Source organism: Priestia sp. P5_B4 (genome assembly GCF_056400385.1).
The window spans coordinates 1-4,844 of record NZ_JBFULJ010000254.1 but is presented as its reverse complement, the minus strand read 5'-3'; the positions used below and the strand labels follow the sequence as shown (position 1 = coordinate 4,844).

Annotated in this window: 3 protein-coding genes and 1 pseudogene; 1 reads left to right on the top strand and 3 read right to left on the bottom strand. The window is 33.0% G+C overall.

The genetic code is table 11. From position 1 onward, the window contains the following. Positions 1-325: 325 nt before the first annotated feature. From AC1DRF_RS16835 to AC1DRF_RS16825, 3 genes are all read right to left on the bottom strand, one after another. Entirely contained in the window at positions 326-865 is a 540-nt protein-coding gene (locus AC1DRF_RS16835; RefSeq protein ID WP_098907204.1) for a DUF1697 domain-containing protein, read from the bottom strand. A 40-nt stretch (positions 866-905) separates the two neighbouring features. After that, positions 906-1,424, bottom strand: a complete 519-nt coding sequence (locus tag AC1DRF_RS16830) for a DinB family protein (RefSeq protein ID WP_320519734.1) — start codon at positions 1,422-1,424, stop codon at positions 906-908. Positions 1,425-2,749: 1,325 nt separating this feature from the next. Continuing rightward, positions 2,750-3,001, bottom strand: a complete 252-nt coding sequence (locus AC1DRF_RS16825; protein WP_477741204.1) for a hypothetical protein — start codon at positions 2,999-3,001, stop codon at positions 2,750-2,752. 1,638 nt (positions 3,002-4,639) lie between these two features. Here AC1DRF_RS16825 and AC1DRF_RS16820 point away from each other — a divergent pair. Continuing rightward, positions 4,640-4,844, top strand: a pseudogene (locus AC1DRF_RS16820) (replication protein); the annotation flags it as partial.

Below are 4,844 nucleotides of genomic sequence, written 5' to 3'. Positions count from 1 at the left end.
TATAAAAAGGTTTATTGTTTTTTATATGTCTAAAAAGATTTATTTTTAGGTTTAAATAGACGTTTTGTCGTTAGTTTTTCCTACGTATAAAAAGGTGTACCTTTTTGTACTTTATACATCAATGTGACGATATAAACTTTACGTTATATCGTTGATTTATCAATATTTCTAGCTTTTGTTGAATCATACGTACTGTATAAAAAAGGGGACTTTTATACAAGACAATTTATGGTASTTTAGAATAAAATTTAATTATTTTTAGATGTACCCTATCTAACTAACACACTTGAACAATGGAATTACATCAATTTCTTCAAACTACTACTTACTGCATTTCATTTACCATAGTGCCGAGCTTTTTGATTGTTTTCCAATTGCGTGATGTTCCTGGAACACCTACCTTCTGAAGTTGAACAGAAAGCTTAGAATGTCGAATGCTTTGTCGCAAATATAAATAAATCTCTTTGCCCTTTATGTAACATTGCTCCATCTCACTTTTATAATTGAGTAAATGATTTATGCATTCCTTAGAAGGTTCTTTAGCTAACAAAGATATATGTACACTCTCCCCTTCCGATAACGAGTTAACTGGATAAGGACAACTGCTAATAATTTGTTCCAATTCTGAAGCTGTTCTTAAAATAATAATGACAGAAAAACCGAAAGCCCTTCTAATCTCTTGCTCCATTTGCTCTTCTAATTGTTCTGCATTTCTTTCAGACTGAAATATAACATTTCCACTTTGAATATAGGTTTTAACTTTATCTAATCCCATGTTTGTTAATAGGCTCTTTAATTCCTGCATTCTTATTAATTTGTGTCCACCTACGTTAATGCCTCGTAATAAAGCAATATAAATAGTTATTTTAGGCACCTCTTTTGTTTTATTTCATTACTTTGACATCTTAATTGTTTCGTAATTCTTTAAGCAATTGGAAAATTTGGCCTCTATGATGAGATTCATGTTCGATCAAATGGTAAACAACCCACTCAGGTGTAACGTCATAATGTTCAAGTATTCTTGGCCTACGCCAGTCTGTTAAGTCCATTGAACGAAAGTGGGAAAGAAATGCTTCTCGTACCTTATTAAGGCGGTGAAAATGATCTTCTAAGCTTTGCCCCTCGATGTGAGCTAAAGAGCCATCTTCAGAACGAACTGCTAATGAGAACAAAGAACTTATTTCGGGATCCCATTCAGTAACAAGGACCTCTTCATATAACCAATCTGCCTCAATCAATGCAATGTGATACAATAGTGTGCTAATTGTTTGTCTTTCATCAATTCTTGTATCGAGCATACGCTGGCTGATTCCATTTAATTGTGTTAGAAGCGTGCAGCGAACATCTTCTAAACACCATAGCCATCGGCCAATTTCTTCTTTATATTCTGGTAATGAAAATACCTGTAAAGCTCTTTTCTTCAACGGGATCGCCCTCCTCCTAAGTAAAGTACTTACATTCTATAAAAAAGGGATGTTTCCTTCCTTCAAAAAACATTCTTTCACCTGTTCTCCATTTTATGAAATCAAAAATGCAAACTATGTATTTGATACGTAACAAAAACGAACAGTCTTGTTACATATAACTTAATAAGAAGACAAATTCCTTTAAAATAATGTCCATTGAGTATTAGCCAAATCACTACAAATTTTTCATTTTAAAAGTAGTACAATAAATATAAAGGGATGGAAAAGATGTTATTATCACTTATGAAACCTATAAAGATGATGTGGTTTCTATTGATTTGGAGTGTGATAATACTTGTTTTTAATTCATTTATGTGAACCTTGTAATTTTGAGGCAATAACAACTCAACTAGATCCAAAATATAAATGTCCTAAGTGTGGGCTATTGACCGAAGATAGATGGATTGATGAAGAAAAGGAATATGAATCGTGAGTTTTAAGGGAGAGTATTAATGCTCTCCCATTTTAAAACATAAGAGAGGTTTATAGTGATTACACCACCTTGTCCTTATTGTGAGAGTATTGTTAATCCACCAATTATAAAGGGTGATTTAACCCATTGTGAGTTCTGTAATGATTATATGCATTGCTCGCAAGGTGGAAAGGGAAAAAGTCTTTATACTATTTGATTGATTATGAATTTATGAATATAGATCCTCTATACCCAAAAAAACTTCGCCATGTTTTACTTGCTACTTCTTCCCCTCTTCTACCATCGTAGTATGGAAAAAGAGGATTTTTCATTCCCTCTCTTGCTCTCAAACTTTTGCTTTTTTTAACGTTCCATTTCATGTGTTGTACTCCGTTTTTTTAGAATGTGCTTCACTATTCCGTGCAAAAAGTTCCGAAAATCCATTTTATGATTTCTCTCCTCTTTCCCTTTGTCATCATCCTTTTTCTTTCTCAGTACCGCCCCTCTTTTTAATCCACCCTTTTAAAAATCCCTAATGAAAAATCTTTTTTCCTTTACTAATTCATCAAATTTTTTAAGGGCTTTTAAACGTAATTGAATCAATATTTCAAATATTGACGTCTACTTTATCCGACCTCTATTTTGTAGTAATGCCCATTTCACCTAAAAAAGAGAAGAGCATAAGGGGTTTCTGCTATCACATAGGGTGATAGGCTAGGCAAAGCCTAGCAAAACCGTGATATCAAAGAAAAGCTCTCCATGTCCCTTTTACGTCCCCTTTTTAGTCTTAAATACCGTTTTTCAGATTGAATATTTTCCTTTAAATACCATAATTTTGCCCTTAGTCCCCTTTGAGTCCCCCTCTGTTTTTTCAATTCATGGCTAAATCTTGCTGCTTCTCATTCAATTTTTTTGTTTTTTTTTGCAAACTTTTTTGTTCATCTTCATAGGGCTGAATGCTTTCATCACTGGATTGAATCGCATCTTTTTTTATCGCAATTTTTGATTCTGTATCAGCTTTTCCATCGTTTTTTATTTTCTTTTTGACAACATCTTTTTCTAACTCATGTGAACCAGCTGTGAGCATGAAAAAGATAAATATTGATTTCCTGCGAACCTGCATTTTTTTAGAACAGTCGTCGTTTATAGAATAAAAATCGATTCATAAATGATAAAAAAGCACGTGTAAATCACTTGTATTGTACGCAAAAAGAAGTGGCCGTTTTGACCATGAAYGTGCGAAAAAAATAAAAAAAGATCGCTTGCTTCTGTCTTATTTTTTTCAAAAAAYACTTCAAAMTGARGTGACCCTKGAGGGRMCATTTATCAAMTATGAGGGKKCGGCGAAGGGGTTTCTGGCAMAAATGTTGTGATYACTGAAGGGTCTCTGAAGGGACTATCCTTCAATTTGAGGGTGCGCTGAGGGGGTTCCTTGAAGATTTTGCATGATATCATGGTTTTGCTAGGCTTTGCCTAGCCTATCACACTCTGTGATAGCAAAAACCCCTTATGCTCTTCTCTCTATTTTTTAAAGGGCACCAGTATTTTGGGGATTTCAAATAAAATATGGAACCTAAAATAAGAAATGTTGATCCTACTGCTGTAAAAAAACTTGATGAGTTAGCAAAGAAACATGATCAATCTCGATAGCAATTTTCAAAAAATCAGGTTCACACATTAGTTATATTTAATCAACAATTCGACTGAGAATGACATCTTGAAAATTTAATTAAAGCCAACAGTAAGATGATGGAATGTTGTGCACTTTCGATGAAAAACTTAGATGATATGTTAAAAGAATTGATGATGAAGTATGGCGATGATGAATAGAAAGGCCAGATGATTTCACTCGATATAGTCACATATTAATACATTCAAGATTACATGCTTGAAAACAAAATCAGATATCCTGGCGATGATATATCTGACATTTGTATCAGACTCAGTTACGAGTAAAAGAAAAAATGGAATGTAACAACCATTACAGAACCTCCTTCCAATGAGTTGAAAAATAATTTTAAAAAAGAACTCAACAAATTACAACTTTACGTTAACAATGCCGATAAATATGTACAAATAGCCAATGATATAGGACAATTTTAACCTTCAGAATTCAACAAAAAAGCAGCTTCTACATGAGGTAGAAACTGCTTCTATCATATTTTTAACGTGCTGCATAGGGTGATTTTTTCTCACCCTTTTTACAAAAAAGGACTACAAAAAATCACCCTACCCAGAAGAACCATTTGCGATTATCATTGAAAGTGTATTAATCAATAAATCTTCGATGTCATTAAAAATGCAGTATTATAACATATTTTAAAACACTTGAGGAGGGGAAACTTTTTTCCCCTCCCCTAACGTAAAAACCTCATATATGATAAAGGTAATTCCTGCAGCAATATAGGATCACTCATAGCTAAATATACTTGTTTTGATATATTTTGCTAATTTTTATTGAATTATGAGACTAGTTAACGCTATAATATAACTAACAAAAACGTGCGGATAGAAAAAAGACTTCAACTGTTTAAGTAGTGYWCYAMCACTCTTAAACCGTTCCCCCTAGTTACGGTAGGGAAAACACTTGTCGAAGTCTCTTGTTAATAGTTTAGTTTCGTATAAAATAAAACTTATGGCTTTATTTTATACGAAATTGACATCTATTTCAAGGGCTTAGTTYATCWAAATYACGACAYTGTTTTCCTTTCTTCAGGGAAACAGTGTCTTTTTTGTGTTCCTTAAAGGAGAAGATGAACAAATGACAAAGATATTKACYTGCTATTTACAAGATGTAAATACCTTCAAYGGACGATTTAAATGGTTATGGAAAGAGAAACCTACCCTTCGCAAAAAGAAAGAAGCGTTTTTAGAAACACTTCGTACTCATTTCAAAAAACAACAATTGGCCTTACATAAAGTATTCCCTAAAAAACGTATGGAAATGTTAGATTACGTGATTTATA